Annotated in this window: 12 protein-coding genes and 1 pseudogene; 10 read left to right on the top strand and 3 right to left on the bottom strand. The window is 56.4% G+C overall.

Features of this window, described 5'->3' with window-relative positions:
• Positions 1-5 precede the first annotated feature (5 nt).
• The 10 genes and pseudogenes from priA to pyk all read left to right on the top strand — a co-directional run bounded on the left by priA (position 6) and on the right by pyk (position 11,276).
• A complete protein-coding gene (priA, locus tag JMN36_RS06995; RefSeq protein ID WP_204088356.1) occupies positions 6-743 on the top strand; it encodes a bifunctional 1-(5-phosphoribosyl)-5-((5-phosphoribosylamino)methylideneamino)imidazole-4-carboxamide isomerase/phosphoribosylanthranilate isomerase PriA in 738 nt (245 codons plus the stop codon).
• A 73-nt stretch (positions 744-816) separates the two neighbouring features.
• Positions 817-1,689, top strand: a complete 873-nt coding sequence (locus tag JMN36_RS07000) for an inositol monophosphatase family protein (protein WP_204088357.1) — start codon at positions 817-819, stop codon at positions 1,687-1,689.
• 133 nt (positions 1,690-1,822) lie between these two features.
• Positions 1,823-2,929 (top strand): annotated as a pseudogene (hisF, locus tag JMN36_RS10740) (imidazole glycerol phosphate synthase subunit HisF); the annotation flags it as partial.
• 150 nt (positions 2,930-3,079) lie between these two features.
• Entirely contained in the window at positions 3,080-4,657 is a 1,578-nt protein-coding gene (locus JMN36_RS10745) for an anthranilate synthase component I (protein WP_241865239.1), read from the top strand.
• A 208-nt stretch (positions 4,658-4,865) separates the two neighbouring features.
• Positions 4,866-5,684 (top strand): TIGR02234 family membrane protein, encoded by an 819-nt coding sequence (locus tag JMN36_RS07010; protein ID WP_204088359.1) that lies wholly within the window; start codon positions 4,866-4,868, stop codon positions 5,682-5,684.
• 112 nt (positions 5,685-5,796) lie between these two features.
• The gene (gene trpC / locus JMN36_RS07015; RefSeq protein WP_204088360.1) at positions 5,797-6,612 is read left to right on the top strand and encodes an indole-3-glycerol phosphate synthase TrpC; all 816 of its coding nucleotides are present in this window, start codon (positions 5,797-5,799) and stop codon (positions 6,610-6,612) included.
• A 48-nt stretch (positions 6,613-6,660) separates the two neighbouring features.
• Positions 6,661-7,959, top strand: coding sequence for a tryptophan synthase subunit beta (trpB, locus tag JMN36_RS07020; protein ID WP_204088361.1), 1,299 nt, complete (start codon positions 6,661-6,663; stop codon positions 7,957-7,959).
• Positions 7,959-8,762: a tryptophan synthase subunit alpha gene (trpA, locus tag JMN36_RS07025; RefSeq protein ID WP_204088362.1), complete on the top strand. Its 804-nt coding sequence runs from the start codon at positions 7,959-7,961 to the stop codon at positions 8,760-8,762. Before trpB ends, trpA begins: the two co-directional genes overlap by 1 nt.
• A complete protein-coding gene (gene lgt / locus JMN36_RS07030) occupies positions 8,755-9,690 on the top strand; it encodes a prolipoprotein diacylglyceryl transferase (RefSeq protein ID WP_221924084.1) in 936 nt (311 codons plus the stop codon). The genes trpA and lgt overlap by 8 nt, the downstream gene beginning before the upstream one ends.
• 158 nt (positions 9,691-9,848) lie before the next feature.
• The gene (pyk, locus tag JMN36_RS07035; protein WP_204088364.1) at positions 9,849-11,276 is read left to right on the top strand and encodes a pyruvate kinase; all 1,428 of its coding nucleotides are present in this window, start codon (positions 9,849-9,851) and stop codon (positions 11,274-11,276) included.
• Positions 11,277-11,426: 150 nt separating this feature from the next.
• Here the strand turns inward: pyk and JMN36_RS07040 are convergent, their stop codons facing one another.
• The 3 genes from JMN36_RS07040 to JMN36_RS07050 form a co-directional block, all read right to left on the bottom strand.
• Positions 11,427-12,713 carry an amidohydrolase gene (locus tag JMN36_RS07040; protein ID WP_204088365.1) on the bottom strand — a complete coding sequence of 429 codons (1,287 nt, stop codon included), beginning with the start codon at positions 12,711-12,713 and terminating at the stop codon, positions 11,427-11,429.
• 124 nt (positions 12,714-12,837) lie between these two features.
• On the bottom strand, positions 12,838-14,631 hold the full coding sequence (locus tag JMN36_RS07045) for a hypothetical protein (protein ID WP_204088366.1): 1,794 nt from the start codon (positions 14,629-14,631) through the stop codon (positions 12,838-12,840).
• Between the two features lie 221 nt (positions 14,632-14,852).
• Positions 14,853-16,529: a purine-cytosine permease family protein gene (locus JMN36_RS07050; protein ID WP_204088679.1), complete on the bottom strand. Its 1,677-nt coding sequence runs from the start codon at positions 16,527-16,529 to the stop codon at positions 14,853-14,855.
• Position 16,530 lies beyond the last annotated feature (1 nt).

The following is a 16,530-nucleotide window of genomic DNA, read 5'->3' on the forward strand; positions in this document are numbered from 1 at the left end:
CATCTATGGCTTTAACGTTATTACCCGCAGTAGATGTGTCCGACGGCCAAGCTGTTCGTCTCGTTCAGGGCGAAGCTGGGAGCGAAACCACATATGGTCGCCCCCTTGATGCCGCGATGGCGTGGCAGAACGCTGGTGCCGAGTGGATCCACCTTGTAGATTTGGATGCCGCGTTCGGCCGCGGTACGAACTACGAACTGCTGAAAGATGTCATCGAGCGGGTAGACGTTAACATCGAATTATCCGGGGGAATCAGGGATGATGACTCGCTGCGCAGGGCATTAGATACTGGTTGCCGACGGGTGAATATCGGCACTGCTGCGCTGGAAGATCCTGAGTGGTGTCGTCGGATCATCGGGGAGTACGGCGACCGCGTCGCCATCGGTTTGGATACCAAGCTCATCGACGGCGAGTGGAGGTTGCGTGGTCGAGGATGGGTTTCCGACGGCGGCAATCTGTGGGAAGTCCTTGAGCGCTTAGATTCGGAGGGGGTATCCCGCCTCGTCGTTACCGATGTTGGGCGCGATGGCACATTAGAAGGCCCCAATATTGACCTTCTTCGCGACGTCGCGATGGCCACAGATGCCCCTGTTGTTGCTTCGGGTGGAGTATCAACTCTCGACGACATTCGCCAGCTTGCGGCCTGCGTGGACGAGGGCATTGATTCAGCCATCATTGGCAAAGCCCTGTATGCAGGGAACTTTACCCTTGAAGAAGCATTAGCAGTCGCACAAGATTCCTGATGGAGCCGTTCCTGAGGGGCCTGCGAAATAGGCTCCCCGGGTTATCGGTAGTGAAAGGCTAGGTGACGGACCCGTGATTGAACATTCTGACTTGGTGGCATATTTGTCTATTGCCGAGCGCTTAGTCAAAGATTCTGAAGATCTTTTTTGTGTGAACATTGGTGCCCAGCCCTCTGTCATTAAGAACGAAGATCTCCAGGATTTCGCAACCGACGTTGATCTGTCACTAGAACAGCAGTTTCGCGAACAACTTGTGAAAGAAACTGGGTTTCCCGTTTTGGGCGAGGAATTTGGTTTGAAGGGTGGATCGACGGCTTCCGGGGATGTTTCGGTCAACAGCATGGGCGGCGGTAAGCAGCCCGAAACAATGTGGTGTATCGATCCGGTGGACGGAACGTCCAATTACACCGTCGCCAACCCGATGTGTGGCATTTTGGTCTCACTTATTCATAAGGGAGAACCAGTTATTGGGTTGACGTCGTTACCCCTGTTGGGACAGTTTTATAGCGCTGTTCGCGGTGGGCCATTACATGTTAATGGTGAGCCATTTCCGCCATTGCCGAAAGATGACCCAGAAGTGATCCAAATTGGTTTCGGCTCTATTTTGTCGGGCCGACGTGGTCACGTTCCGCGGCAATATCGCCAGAATTTACTTTTCAGTATCGGTGAATCATATCCGCGTATGCGTGTGACGGGCTCTGTGGGTGCCGACTTAGCTTTTACAGCCGGCGGTGTTTTTGCGGGGACCCTGACATTCAGCCCTAACCTGTGGGATAACGCAGCAGGTATCTGCTTAGTTCAAGCCGCTGGTGGCGTCGTCACGAACCTTGATGGTGAGCCTTGGACACCTGGAACTATTGGTCTGGTCGCGGGATCCCCGAGCATTCACTCGACGCTGCTGGCGAGGATCCATGCGGTTCCGCGGCCTTTCGAACCACTAAGCTAGATGCTTATGTCGTCGCGTGAAGCGGTTAGTCATTTTGGACGTGTCTAGTGTTACTAGCGCGTGTCTGCTTTACGTGGCCTTTCATTAATCTCGTTCGTGAATAATAGTTACCTTATTGTCGAAAGGCGTTTTCATGTCCGTAGCAGTCCGAGTCATTCCGTGTCTTGATGTGTCTCATGGTCGCGTCGTCAAGGGGGTCAATTTCGAGAACCTTCGCGACGCCGGCGATCCCGTTGAATTGGCGTCCCGTTATGACAAAGAGGGCGCCGACGAACTGACCTTCCTCGACGTGTCAGCCTCGACGGAAGCACGGGGAACGATGCTGGACGTGGTTCGACGCACTGCGGATGAAGTGTTTATCCCGCTCACTGTTGGCGGTGGGGTCCGTAGCGCTGACGACGTCGACCAGCTATTACGTGCCGGTGCAGATAAAGTCAGCATCAATACCGCGGCCATTAAGAGGCCGGAACTGTTGCGGGAACTTTCCCAGCGCTTTGGATCACAATGTGTCGTCTTGTCGGTGGATGCCCGCCGTGTTCCTGACGGCGGAACGCCTCAACCGAGTGGTTTTGAAGTCACGACGCACGGCGGCACACGGAGCGCAGGGATTGATGCGATCGAGTGGGCTCGTCGTGGTGAAGAATTAGGTGTCGGAGAAATTCTTCTCAATTCCATGGATAGCGACGGTGTTAAGCAAGGATTCGATAGCGAGCTTATTTCCGCCGTTCGCCAAGTGGTTCATATCCCCGTCATAGCGTCCGGTGGTGCCGGCGAAGCGAGCCATTTTCCCCCGGCCATTGATTCAGGGGCAAACGCGGTGTTAGCTGCCTCGATTTTCCACTTCGGTGATGTGAGTATTTCTGAGGTAAAGAGTGCGTTGGCAGCGGCGGGGCATGAGGTCCGGCATACCGGTCCCGCCGACTACCTGCTCGACCCGTCAATTGCTGCCCGTTTGAAGCGCAACGATAGGGGATTGGTTCCCGCTGTCGTCCAGGATGTACATTCTGGAGAGGTATTAATGCAGGCGTGGATGGACGACCACGCATTGGCTTATACTCTGGCAACTCGGCGGGGAACATATTGGTCACGGTCGCGGTCCGAATATTGGGTCAAAGGAATGACCAGTGGTCACGTCCAGAACGTTCGCGAGGTTCGGCTGGATTGTGATGGTGACACCGTTCTGTTGAAGGTTGACCAGACGGGCGCGGCGTGCCACACCGGAACCCATACGTGTTTCGATAGTGACCTTGTTTTAACCGATTCATCATCTACATTCGGCGCGGATTCTTCTACACCGGGCGCAGAGTTTTCAGATGGCGAGACCACGTCAAACAAAAACCATGCCGATGAGTCCGGTAGTACGGCTGAAAGGCCTGAGGACGGCGCCGAACTGAACGATTCTGCTCGTTCGTCGGCACCCGTGGGGGTTCCGGATCTCGGAGCCGGCCGCACAACGACGACGCGGGAACAGTTTCGCGAATTAGCCGCTCACCACAGAGTCGTGCCCGTAGCGCGCAAAATTTTAGCCGACGGAGAAACACCGCTCAGCGCATACAATGCCTTGGCCCAGGACAAGCCAGGCACGTTCCTCTTCGAGTCGGCTGAACCGGGACGTTCCTGGTCACGGTGGTCGTTTATCGGCACAGGAGCAAGATCAGCATTAACCGTCCGCGATGGGGAAGCAGCATGGCTGGGCACCACTCCTGAAGGTGTCCAGACAGGAGGCAATCCCTTCGACGCTTTGAAGTCCGTGCTGAAGGAATTGCACACCGACCCCATCGAGGGAATGCCACCGATGACGTCGGGAATGGTGGGATATTGTGGCCACGACGCGATTCGCTTCATCGAAGATATCCCCGATACCTGCGACAATGACCTCAAGATTCCGGAAATGATGCAGTTCCTTGTCGCGGACATGGTCGCCTTGGACCACCATGAAGGGACGATGTGGCTGATCGCTAATGCATTCAATTTCAATGGTTCCGACGACAATGTCGACGAGGCCTATGACGACGCCGTCCGCCGATTGGATTCATTAACCGAGCGCCTGAAGGCAGCGCGTGAACCTATGGTAAACAGTTTTACGACGCCTGAACCGGTGGTCCGTCGCCAACGCACTGCCGACGAGCACATGCGCCGGATCGAGTTGTGTAAAGAACACATTCGCGCCGGGGACGCCTTCCAAATCGTCCTGTCACAGCGCTTCGAGATTGACACGGATGTGCGGGCTCGTGATGTGTATCGGATGCTGAAGTATTCGAACCCCAGCCCCTACATGTACTTGATGAATATTCCGTCGGATGACTTTTCGTCGGTGGAGTTCACTATTGTTGGGTCGTCGCCTGAATCACTGATTGCTGTCGATAACAATGTGGTGACGACGCACCCCATCGCTGGTTCTCGGCCCCGCGGCTCCACAAGGAAAGCTGATCTCCAGCTGGAGCGCGAGTTAGCTGCCGACTCTAAAGAGAATTCCGAACACCTCATGCTGGTTGATCTGGGACGCAATGACCTGGGTAAGGTCTCCGTCCCTGGAACGGTCGAGGTCGATGATTTCCGTCATATCGAGCGGTATAGCCACATCATGCACCTGGTCTCTATGGTCACGGGACAGTTGGCTCCGGACATGACAGCGGTCGACGCCTTCATGGCGGCATTCCCCGCGGGAACTTTATCCGGGGCACCCAAAACCAGCGCATTAACCATCATTGACCAGCTCGAGGACACGCGCCGCGGCATCTACGGCGGAACCGTCGGATATTTCGATTTTTCGGGGAACACCGATCAAGCAATTGCCATCAGGACAGGGGTTCTCAAAGACGGAACGATGTATGTCCAGGCCGGTGGCGGGATCGTCGCCGATTCGGATCCTGTTACCGAAGATGAAGAAACGCGGAACAAGGCTGCAGCCGTTTTGCGGGCAACGGCAGCTGCCGAAACAATTGTCGACGTTGATGGCTCTCTGTGAGTTGTCGCCCGCCGTGTTGTCGCCCGCCCGGTTTCCGCCGGTGTGGCTGCCGCGTCTTCGAGTGCGAGTGGCCAAGAGTGACGACGCTATATGCGCTGAGTAGCCTATTGGACACGTGGTGGACACTCGGCGGCGCACCGGGCGAGCGTGGTGACGTCGGGAAATGAGTGACGATAGGGAATTAGTGCGGTGACGTTAGGGAGAATGAATGGGTTCACATGACTCACGTCGGGACGACGCAACGGCAGCAAACGCGTCGGAAGAAATCGCCTCAAACCCGACCAATGCGGACGGACACGAGGACGTCAACACGATGCCGACAGACACGGACACTGACACGGAAACGTCGAGTTCTCCCCACACCAAGCGACGCTGGTTAGGCCTAGCCCTGGTTGCGATTGGGGCAGTCGCTATCGGTGGAACATCCCGCATGACCTGGATGACCGTTCATGCCAGCGACGATAAACAGGGTGAAGTAACACGCACCTTGGTCGGATCCACGTGGGCCCCCAGCACTGACGCGATCGCTATTGCCCTCATTGCAGCATGCCTTGCCACCCTGGTTCTCAAGAGAACAGGTCGACGGATACTCGCAGCAGTGTCGGCAGTCATCGGTGCTGCGTCCTTATGGATCCCCCTTAATGTGCTCCTCACCTCACCAAGTACGACACGCGCGCGAAATCTTCTTGTCAACGGGCAAGCAACCCAAAAGAAAAACGATCCACAGACCTTGACCGAATGGGCCGTCGTCACGGGAGTCGATGTCCACAAAGTAGCGGTCATCTTGGCCCTCATAGCGTCCGTTATCACCATCGCCGGTGCAATCATCCTGTTCCTATGGCCAGGAATAGACACCGTTAAAGGAAGTAAATACGACACCACCTCAGCCCGGCGCGATTCACTGGCGACCGACCTCGAGAACGATAGAGAATCAGGGCGCGTGCTGTGGGATGCGATGGATGCTGGAGTTGACCCAACACAAGACGATGCGGTTGATGCAGCCCGGCGTCGTGGGCTGCACAACTAAAGTCCACATATGCGGGGAATGTCAGACAGGCATCATCGTGCCGATTTATGCACCAGTCAGTGCTGCCTTTAGGATTAAGTACACCGCTGTAACACGGGCTGAGGAGTCGAAGATGAGTTCGGTTTTAGACACTATCGTCGATGGCGTCTTAGACGATCTTGCAACCCGTGAAGCTCGCGTCAGTTTTGCGGACATCAAAGCACAATCGCATGACACGCCCACCCCTCGCGATGCCATGTCCGCATTGTCTGCTCCCGGTGTGGGAGTGATCGCCGAAGTGAAAAGGGCAAGCCCATCCAAAGGAAGCCTGGCGCGGATCCCCGAACCGGCCGAGCTCGCTCGGCAATATGAAGCCAATGGTGCCAGAGTCATTTCCTGCCTCACCGAAGAACGACGCTTCAAAGGCAGCTTGGCTGATCTGGATGCCGTACGAGCAGCCGTCGATATTCCGGTCCTTCGAAAAGATTTCGTTGTCACTCCCTACCAGATTCATGAAGCCCGCGTTCATGGAGCGGACCTCATTCTCCTCATCGTGGCAGCACTACAGCAGCCCCAGCTTGAATCGCTTCTCGACCGCACCGAATCCCTCGGGATGACTGCCATCGTTGAAGTCCATACCGAAGAAGAAGCGGAGCGAGCCATTGCCGCAGGCGCAAAAGTCGTGGGAGTCAACGCCCGCAACCTCAAAACACTCGATGTTGATACCTCCGTGTTTGGCACTATCGCGCCGGGTTTGCCGTCGGATGTCATTAAGATCGCTGAATCGGGGGTGAAAGATCGCAATGATTTGCTGGCCTACGCTGGTGCCGGGGCGGATGCGGTCTTGGTCGGCGAGGGGCTGGTTACTGCAGGTAATCCCGGTTTAGCGTGTAAGAGTTTGGTCGCTGCGGGCATCCACCCGGCATGTCCGAAGAATCTCGCTGAGTAATCTGCTGTCACCTGGATGCCGTGTCTATGCGAGTGATAAGGCACACTGGTGTGCGTGAGTAACTCAGAATCAGTTCATCGCAATCCGTATAGTGATCTGCCTACTATCGCCGATGTATTCGCGGAGACGACATCGACTGAGCCCGATGATCGTGGTCATTGGGGTGAGTATGGCGGGCGGTACATTCCAGAAGCCCTGATGGGGGTCATTACCGAAGTTACCGATGCGTGGAACAAGGCGAGAACTGATCCTGAGTATATCGAGCAGCTGAATGACCTGCATTTCCATTATTCGGGTCGGCCTTCTCCACTGTATTATGCGTCGCGCTTTTCCGACGCTATCCATGCCCGGGTGTATTTAAAGCGGGAGGACTTAAACCACACAGGGTCCCACAAGATTAATAACGTCCTTGGCCAGGTTTTGTTGGCTCAACGTATGGGGAAAAAGCGTGTTATCGCTGAGACGGGTGCGGGCCAGCATGGTGTTGCAACTGCGACGGCATGTGCATTGCTCGGTTTAGAGTGCCACATCTACATGGGGGCCGTGGATGCGCGGCGTCAGGCCCTGAATATTGCGCGCATGCGTCTACTGGGGGCTGAGGTCACAGCTGTCACCATCGGATCCCAGACTCTTAAAGATGCCATCAACGAGGCCATGCGTTTTTGGGTATCGCATGCCGATGACACGTACTACTGCTTTGGTACTGCAGCCGGCCCCCATCCCTTCCCACAAATGGTTCGGGATCTCCAGAGAATCATCGGGTACGAAGCGCGTGAGCAAATCCTGCAGGCGGAAAATCGTCTTCCCGACGCCGTCGTCGCGTGTGTTGGTGGTGGGTCGAATGCGATCGGTCTTTTCCATCGCTTTATCGACGATTCCTCTGTTCATCTCATCGGTGCCGAAGCCGGCGGTGACGGTTTTGAGACTGGCCGCCACGCTGCGACGATTACCGCGGGTAATGAAGGTGTCTTCCAGGGCTCGTATGCCGCACTCATGGAAGATGAGGATGGCCAAATCGTCGAGTCCCATTCCATTTCGGCCGGGCTAGATTATCCGGGTGTAGGGCCGGAGCACTCGTATCTTCACCATGTCGGGCGCGCTGAGTACCTTCCTATCACGGATGCACAAGCCATGGATGCGTTCATGCTCTTGTGTAAGACCGAGGGAATTATCCCGGCTATTGAGTCTTCGCATGCTCTTGCAGCAGCGCGAGTCTATGCCGATCGCTGGGATCATGACTCAGATGACGGCCCGCTTCTGATTGTTAACGTGTCGGGCCGCGGCGATAAAGATGTGGATACCGCCGCGAAGTGGTTTGACCTTAAACCCAAGGAGGAGCTGGACTAATGGCGGCATTTTCTTCTGATTCCCCCGCAGGGGCGCTTCGCGACGTTTTCGCACAGGCCCGCCGTGAGCAACGAGCTGCGTTCATTGGTTATCTTCCCTCGGGGTACCCGACGAAGCACGACTCTGACGAGTTGATGGCGTGCCTGGCGTCCTACGCCGACGTCATTGAGGTCGGGATCCCGTTCTCTGACCCCATGATGGACGGTCCTGTCATCCAGGAAGCCGGCATGGCTGCATTGAAAGCAGGTTTTCGCGTCAAAGATTCACTCAGCTCTGTCCACAAGATTACCGACGCCGGTGGTCGAAGCGTTGTCATGAGTTACTGGAATCCGATCTTGCAGTATGGCCCGGAAAGATACGCCGAAGAGCTGGCCGAGTCGGGAGGACTGGGGACAATCATCCCCGACCTCCTCCCCGAAGAATCGGCGCGCTGGGCAGAGGCATGCCACAAGCACGGATTGGCACCCATCTACCTCGTCGCTCCGTCGACGAGCCCTGAGCGGATGGCACTCACAGTGGGAGCCGGTGATGGCTTTGTGTACGCAGCCTCGCATATGGGGGTCACAGGTGCTCAGCAATCAGTAAGCAGCGGCGCTCGTGACCTTGTGAATCGCGTGCGGGAGTACACCGACCTCCCCGTTGCCGTCGGGTTGGGCGTCAGCAATGGGCAGCAAGCCGCAGAGATCGCGCAGTATGCCGACGGCGTCATCGTCGGTTCGGCACTTATCCGCGCGGCGAAGGATGGGCTCCACTCGCTCGAGGCGTTGGCGAAAGAACTCAGCGAAGGGGTGAGGGGTGACTAACGTCCAGGCCACTATTGTCCAGCAGAACGGACTAGTTCCTCACGACGGGGGACTAGGTGGGCATTCGCCCGATGTGACGCTATTAGCTGCGATTCCGTCACCCTCCCAAGGTGTGTGGATGGTCGGCGGTTTTCCGATCCGCGGATATGCCCTGTCGATCCTCGTGGGAATTCTCGTCGCAGTGCTGTGGTCGCAGCGACGCTATGCCGCACGCGGCGGTAACCGCGAGGTGGTTCTCGACGTGGCACTCGCCGCTGTCCCAGCAGGCATTATCGGTGGGCGCCTCTACCACTTAGCGACGGATTGGCGCACGTACTGGGGCCCCAACGGAACACCCGGAGATTGGTGGAAGATCACCAACGGCGGCCTGGGAATATGGGGAGCCGTCATTGTCGGCGGATTGGCTGCCTGGGCGGTTCTCCGATGGAAGCATCTAGCCCTGGCGCCATTTGCGGATTCGGTGGCGCCACCGATTCTGGTCGCGCAGGGCATTGGACGCCTAGGCAACTGGTTTAATCAGGAATTATATGGTCGACCCACCGATCTGCCCTGGGGGCTGAAGATTTTTGAGCGCGTCGACGACCACGGTGTCCTGGACCCAGTACTGGGGCATTCGAACGGCCACGTTATCGCCGTCGTTCAGCCGACCTTTCTCTACGAGATGCTGTGGAACTTTGCCATCGCCGCTCTGATCGTATGGATTGACCGCAAGTTCAGATTGGGTGGCGGCCGAGTTTTTGCCTTGTATGTTGCCGGGTACACAGCAGGTCGATTTTGGATCGAGCTTCTGCGTGCGGACACCGCTACGCATGTGTTTGGGCTCCGCATTAATACCATCACGTCGGCCGTCTGCTTCGTGTGCGCAGTGATTTTTCTGGTGTGGACGCGGTCACGCCGTCGCGAGACCCCTGAAGAACTTCGGACATAATCGGGCATAAATCTAGGAAAAAAGTGATTTTGGTGACCGTATTGGAAAATAATTTTCCCTGGTCACCGACTTTTTTCGTTTTTCGCCGTGGCGCCGTAAAGCTTATTTCGACCGTTTTGTAGTAGCTAATCCGGGTGGAGCGGGCTAACCTGGTGCTCGTGGATAGAAGAACGAAAATTGTTTGTACATTGGGTCCGGCGGTAGCCAGTGCGGAAAAGATCCGTGCTCTGGTTGACGCAGGAATGGACGTAGCACGACTGAACTGCTCACACGGCGTTCACGCAGACCACGAACAGAACTACAAGTGGGTTCGGCAGGCTTCCGACGAAACCGGCCGCGCCGTCGGGATTTTGGCTGACCTCCAGGGTCCGAAAATCCGGTTGGGCTGGTTCAAGAACCACGAGGAAATGTGGGAAACCGGCGAAACGGTGCGCATTACCGTTGACGAGATCGAGGGTACGCACGACCGTGTATCCACGACGTACAAGAATCTCGCCAAGGATGCTAAGCCCGGTGACCGCCTCCTCGTCGATGATGGCAAGGTTGGCCTGGTCTGCAAGGCCGTTGAAGGCAACGACGTAATTTGTGAGGTCACTGAGGGTGGCCCCGTGTCAGACCACAAGGGCGTGTCCCTGCCTGGCATGGATATCTCCGTCCCGGCATTATCTGAAAAAGATATTGAGGACCTTCGCTTCGCACTTCGCTTGGGTGTCGACGTTATCGCTCTGTCGTTTGTCCGTTCGCCGGCAGATGTTGAGCTCGTCCACAAGATCATGGACGAGGAGGGCCGTCGACTTCCGGTCATCGCGAAGTTGGAGAAGCCTGAAGCCATTGATGCCCTGGAGCCCATCATTATGGCCTTCGACGCCATCATGATTGCCCGTGGTGACATGGGTGTCGAGGTTCCGCTCGAAGACGTGCCGATGGTTCAGAAGCGTGCCATCCAGATTGCTCGTGAAAACGCTAAACCAGTCATCGTGGCAACGCAGATGCTGGATTCCATGATCACGAATTCACGTCCTACGCGTGCTGAAGCGTCCGACGTTGCTAACGCTGTCTTGGACGGCACGGACGCGGTCATGCTGTCCGGCGAGATTTCCGTCGGTAAGTACCCGGTAGAGACCGTCAAGACCATGGCCCGCATCGTGAAGGCTGCCGAGCAGGACGGCACGGTGCCGCCGCTCAGCCACGTTCCGCGCACCAAGCGTGGCGTTGTGTCTTACGCGGCGCGCGATATTGCGGAGCGTTTGAACGCTCGTGCAGTTGTCGCGTTCACCAGTTCAGGCGATACAGCACGTCGTGTGGCTCGCCTCCACAGCTTCCTGCCGCTGTTGGTGTTCACCCCGAACCCCGCCGTGCGGTCGCAGTTGGCTGTCACGTGGGGCGCGGAGACCTTCTTGACGCCTGAGGTCAAGACCACCGACGAGATGGTTGCTGAGGTTGATAAGGCTCTGCTGGCTATCGACGGCTACGAGCGCGGCGACACGGTCGTCATCGCTGCCGGTTCTCCTCCCGGAGTTGAAGGCAACACCAACATGATTCACGTTCACATGTTGGGTGAAGACCTCGAAGGCCACGAGCGCTAGATTGTCGGTTCCCACACCGTAACCATTGCGAGATACCGCGATGGCCGGGGTGTGGCGGGTGCCAATCACAACGCGAAACCGGGTCGCACCATGATGTGTGCGGCCCGGTTTTTCTATGCCTCGCGCTTCGAAACTTTTCCCAGTTACGCGTTACTCCTTGAAAAGGAAGCTGAGCGGTGCTGCCGCAGCAGCCTTCGTCGTCGATGAAATAGTCGAGAGATCGGGAAGGAACGTCGCCATATGGTTGGCGGGGACGGGCGTCTCGTCACGCTTCTCCCATTGTTCATCCGGGGTGATGCCGGCAGTCCAGAACAAATAGGGTACATCAAAGTGCCGCGGTATCTCCGAAAAGTCCTCCGACGCCGTCCACCGCTCAGCATCAATGGAGGAATCCCCAAAGACAGCATCAAATGTCTCGCGGACATGGGAGAACAGGGCGGGATCGTTGTCAGTCAGTTCGCCGTGAGCCCAGTACTCTATGTCTGGCTCGGCGGGGCACCCCGACGCCTCACACTCGGCGCGGATCACTCGTTCGATAGCGCGATAAACATGATCGCGGACGTCGGTGTTGTAGAACCGGCAGTTCAACGTCAGGGTAGCGGTGTCAGGGATGGAATTATTCGTGTTACCGGCGTGGATTTGGCCGACCGAGACGACGGCGAATTCGCCGGGGTCGACTTCTCGGCCGACGATCCCTTGTAAACGAAGAATGACGTGCGCCGCAACATAAATGGGATCCACGGATTGATGAGGACTCGACGCATGAGCGCTCGTTCCATGAATGGTGACCGTGATGGAGTCACACGCTGCGAGGGCGGCCCCGGGCATACTCATAATCGTTCCGGCTTTTCCAGGAACAATGTGCTGGCCCAGGCAGAGGTCAGGGCGCGAAATCTCATCGGCCAGGCCATCGCGGACCATAGCGCCCGCCCCAGCGGTGACTTCTTCGGCAGGTTGGAACAGGGCATGGAAGGTTCCTGACCAGCGCTGACGTGTAGCGTCGAGAATGGCAACCGCCCCGAGCAAAGCGGTGGTGTGCATATCGTGACCACAGGCATGCATGACACCAGTCTCGTTGCCATCACGCCCAGTCGTGCGAACAGTGGAAGCGTAGGGCGCGCCGGTATCTTCGGTGACGGGTAGGGCGTCGAAATCCGCGCGTGAGAGAATCGTCGGCCCCTCGCCGTTAGAGATCGTTGCCACGAGCCCATGCCCACCTATGGGACGCGACACGGTGCAGGTGTAGTGAGATAACCGCTCGCGTATGGCAATCGCAGTTTTTTCTTCGCGTTCAGACAACTCGGGATGAGAATGCATCCAGGTATAGAACTCTTGCTGCCAACTGAGATCGGCCGGGTTGGCATCAAGCAACTCCGCAATGGCTGCACCGGGGGCACGGACATGAGCGATGGATTCTATATCTGCAGTGTTTGTCATTCTTTTCCTCCATCTTCTGGTGAACCGTATCCGTTCACTGATCGGACGCGATGTGCTTTACCAGTGTAGGCGCACCATGCTCGATAGAGTCAGGCAGCAATCTGCCCCTGGGGCACCGGGTGAGTTACTGATAGCTAATGAAGTCCGGGCGAGGTTTAATCGCCATCGTGTCCTTCGGATCGAGCATGGGCTTGTCCTCGTCGTAGAAGTTCTTCCACCCGAGGCTGATCTTGGGGTTCAAATCCTGCTGGATCACGTGCCAGGTATCCAGCTTGATGGATTGCGATCCGTGGCCATCGATGTGGATAACCATCGCAATGTTATCGGTACCAGGGATCATCTTGTCGCGGTTGCGAATCATATGAACCTTGAACTGGTGAACGACCAGGGGCTTTTGTGGCAGTTTGTTGTCCTCAGTGAGCTTGTCCAGCCACTTAACAACGTCGTTGATTTCCTGGGCATCGACGTGACCGATCTGCTCCATGGGCAGTTCGTTGCCGTAGAGACGCCACTCGGGGTCGAGCGCCAGTCCGACATAGGGCTTCTTGAGCAGCTTCTCGTACTTCTTTGCCTGTTCCAGGAGAGTCATGCGCCCTGGCTGAAGGTCAATGACCGCATACCCGCCGGCCTTGTTAATAGCATCAATCCACGGCTCGACGGTGTCGGAATCGATGAAGCGACTGTAGGAATTGTCCTTTTCTGGTTCCGACGACGCAACAGTCACGATGATTTCAAATGCCGGGATCACAGGCTGATCTGTGAAGGCCTCATAGCTCTTGGCCATTTTCTTCGCCCGAGCGACGGACGCATCTTTTCCTTGTTCCCCGAGGCACCCGAGATCGGGCCCGTCGGTGGAGCCGTAAAGTGCGACGATGTGCCGGCCAGGCGTGACGAGTCCCCCTCCGCCAGGCTGTTCTTTGTCAATGTTCTTGGCTTTGTCGATACGACGAGAAAGTGTGTCCTTGTCGCCGAACAATTCGCCCAGGGCAATGACATGGTCGTCTTTTTTGACGATCTCGATCGACTCATGGGTGGCGCGGGGGTCGGCTGCGGGAAGGCGAACGACGTTCTGGCCCGCGACGGATGCGTTAGTGAAACTTGCGGGGCTCGTGTCGGGAGCGACGAACACGTGTCCGTCAGAGTCAGGCTCTTTGTCCGCTTTGCTGTCCGGGTTCCACGGCGCCGTGAGAACCGGGCGGGGAGTATACGGTGCACCATCCGATGTGGTGGGAAGGTTGGGAGTACTCGGTGCGCTGCTGCTCGCGCTCTTTTTAGCGCTGGACGACGGCTTCGACGAGCTTGTGGTACTCGATGTGCTCGCCGCCGCACTGGCCGCCGCTGCCGGCGCAGTCCCGGAGCCGTCGCCTTCAATCGGGGCATCCGGAATGATCACAAGGTCACGGAAAGAGTATTGACCTTTGTCTAATCCATCTGGCCACGAATCAGGCGTCGTTTCGTGAGTCTTCGCGGACGAAGCCAGCGAGCCTAGCGAATCGCCTTTGAGAGTGACAATGTCGTCGACTCCCAATCGATCAAGTTCGGACTCAATGTCTTTACGGGAGTCGTCCTCGTTAGTCGCGTCGATGAGGAAAACGGGAACTCCAGCACTGGCGGCCAGGTTGCAGGCCCGTGCGCGCGTGGCGGAATCGGCGTTGGGTCCAGTGACCACAGCGGCTTTTGCTGAGTCCAGGAATGTGGAACTCGTCTTGGTACCCGTGGGGTCGTCGCCGATGACGTCCGTTTTGTCCGAAGTCTTCTTTGTTGAGACGGTGTCATTGCCACCACCGCCTGAGCTACTTGAACAGCCGCTGAGGCTTCCGGCTACTCCGGCAGCTCCGAGTGCTGTGACGGCCGCGCCCACTGTCGTTAAGAATGTCCGGCGAGTGACTGGTCGGGCAAAAGGACGTGAGGATGACATGTATTTTCTCCTGCGGGTTGAAACACCAGTGGTGTCCCCATCGTGCGACGACAGAACAGTGCGTGAACGAGGAAACTGTAGGCAAAACTGTATGCAATGGAACCTTTTAAGGGCTTTACCGTATTTACTGTAACAATGCGAAATGTTGTGGTGCACTGAGCTGTATCGAGAAAGCAGAAAACAGGGGTAGTCGATCACCGAGATACCCCCGTTGTAGTTAGTTACTCAACCGGAAGAACGTGACGGCCTTGCCGATCGGTGGTAAGAGCCAGCGAGGAAATGTACTGCTTCTCACCTGTAGGGGAAGGAACAGCGGACGCGAGAACATCCGGGCGTTCAACCATTTCTCCGGTGACACAGCATCGGAAGAGCTCATCTGACGGATTTCCGTGATCATCGAAAAGAGGGGAGTCTACGCCGTCGTCGGTTCGACGAAGATAAAACTCTCCACGGGTGATGATGGCAATCAATGGTGTTGCGACGACCGCGATGGCGGCTGCGAGGAGTGCCGAGTAGGGCTGAATGGTCGCGCCGAGGACGCCGAAATACGCAGCGATTGAGGTGGTGGCAGAAAGTAAGAGCGCCCCGATTCCCACAGGGTTGATCGGGAAAATCATTCCGCGCCGATATTCTGGATAACGGGGAGAAATGCCGAATACATATTTGTTTATCGCAATGTCGGATGCGACCGTGAAAATCCATGCGATAGCGACGTTGGAATAGAAGCCGAGAATAGCGTTCAACATGGAGAACATATTGAATTCCATGAGAGAAAGCGCGATACCGACATTGACAAAGACGAAGACGATCCTGCCTGGATAGCGACGAGTTAAGCGCGTATATGCATTGGTCCACGCTAGTGAACCGCTATATGCATTTGTGACGTTAATTTTGATTTGGCTCATGACGACGAGGATCACGGCGAGGGTGATAGCAAGCCAGGTGGGCATCATATTTGTGTACATGGCGAAGAACTGGTGGACCGGCTCGCTGGCCGTTCCAGGAGAATCATTGAGAACAGCCATGACATACACTGCGAGGAAAACGCCAATGATTTGTTTGGTGGCGCCGAAGATGACCCAGCCGGGACCTGAGAGGATGACAGCGGTCCACCATTTGCGTTTGTTGTCCGGGGTTTTGGGCGGCATAAAACGGATGTAATCGATGTTTTCAGCAATTTGTGCTGTCAGCGAGAGGCAGACACCGGCAGCTAACATCATGGATGCGAAATCCGCATGGCCGGGCCCATTTCCCGCGTAGTGAGCAAACGTATGGACACTCGATGGATGCTGAATCATCAGAACGATGAGGGGAAGAACCATCATCACGATCCACAGCGGATTCGTTGCTTTCTGAATCCTTGATAAGGACTTCATCCCGTACATGACCAGTGGGATAACGATCAGCGAAGAGACCAAGTACCCGGCCCATAGTGGGATTCCGAGACCCATTTTGAGCCCTTGTCCCATAATTGAGCCTTCAGTGGCAAAGAAAATAAAGGTGAACGAAGCGAAGATGATATTTGTTACGACCGATCCGTAATAGCCGAATCCGCTTCCACGTGTAATAAGGTCGAGGTCTAGATTGTATTTAGCAGCATAGACGGCGAGGGGAAAACTCGACAGAAAGATTAATACCGCTGCGATAAGAATTCCGCCGACTGCGTTCACTGTTCCGTGCGCAATTCCGATCCCAGCTCCGATAGAGAAATCAGCGAGATAAGCGATACCACCGAGTGCCGACGCTGCGACTGCCGACGTTGCCCAGGTCCGATAGTGCCGCGGTGCGAACCGGAGGGGATAGTCGTCACCGAAATTGGATTGGGACTGGTGCGGCGTGGGAGCATTCTGGGGATTGACCGGCGTCGTCGCGAGACGTACCGGGGTAGTGTCTGTCATC

The sequence above is a fragment of the Corynebacterium pseudokroppenstedtii genome (assembly GCF_019754945.1).
Classification (GTDB): Bacteria; Actinomycetota; Actinomycetes; order Mycobacteriales; family Mycobacteriaceae; genus Corynebacterium; species Corynebacterium pseudokroppenstedtii.

What these genes read in the sequence shown, in the direction of transcription:
- JMN36_RS07050 (WP_204088679.1), bottom strand. Translation starts at nt 16,529, where the DNA reads ATGACAGACACTACCCCGGTACGTCTCGCGACGACGCCGGTCAATCCC.
- JMN36_RS07010 (WP_204088359.1), top strand. Translation starts at nt 4,866, where the DNA reads ATGGGTTCACATGACTCACGTCGGGACGACGCAACGGCAGCAAACGCG.
- trpA (WP_204088362.1), top strand. Translation starts at nt 7,959, where the DNA reads ATGGCGGCATTTTCTTCTGATTCCCCCGCAGGGGCGCTTCGCGACGTT.
- trpC (WP_204088360.1), top strand. Translation starts at nt 5,797, where the DNA reads ATGAGTTCGGTTTTAGACACTATCGTCGATGGCGTCTTAGACGATCTT.
- JMN36_RS07045 (WP_204088366.1), bottom strand. Translation starts at nt 14,631, where the DNA reads ATGTCATCCTCACGTCCTTTTGCCCGACCAGTCACTCGCCGGACATTC.
- priA (WP_204088356.1), top strand. Translation starts at nt 6, where the DNA reads ATGGCTTTAACGTTATTACCCGCAGTAGATGTGTCCGACGGCCAAGCT.
- JMN36_RS07040 (WP_204088365.1), bottom strand. Translation starts at nt 12,713, where the DNA reads ATGACAAACACTGCAGATATAGAATCCATCGCTCATGTCCGTGCCCCC.